The following is a 356-nucleotide window of genomic DNA, read 5'->3' as shown; positions in this document are numbered from 1 at the left end:
GTTGACAAACACAACGAGTTGTGATAAGATAAACGAGTTGCTGTTGAGAACAAACAACAACGAACCTTGAAAACTGAACAGTATGTAAAACCCTGAAAATTCTAAGAACAACAGGCTTTTGGTTAAGCCTTGAGGTTCGAGAGAACATTCAGAACAAAACCTAAAGAACAGTAAAACGGTTTAAAAATTAGCCAAGCTAAGTTTTGGACCTGGTTCAAACAGAGGAAACAGCTTTTGACTAAGCTCGTGGGAAACCTCGCTAAGTAAAAAGCTGTATGTTTCGGCTAAACTCGGAACAACCTCGTTAAGTCGAAGACTATAACATGAGAGTTTGATCCTGGCTCAGGATGAACGCT

The organism is Clostridium sp. AM29-11AC (assembly GCF_003480545.1).
Taxonomy (GTDB): domain Bacteria; phylum Bacillota; class Clostridia; order Lachnospirales; family Lachnospiraceae; genus Otoolea; species Otoolea saccharolyticum_A.
This window is presented reverse-complemented; position numbering follows the sequence as displayed.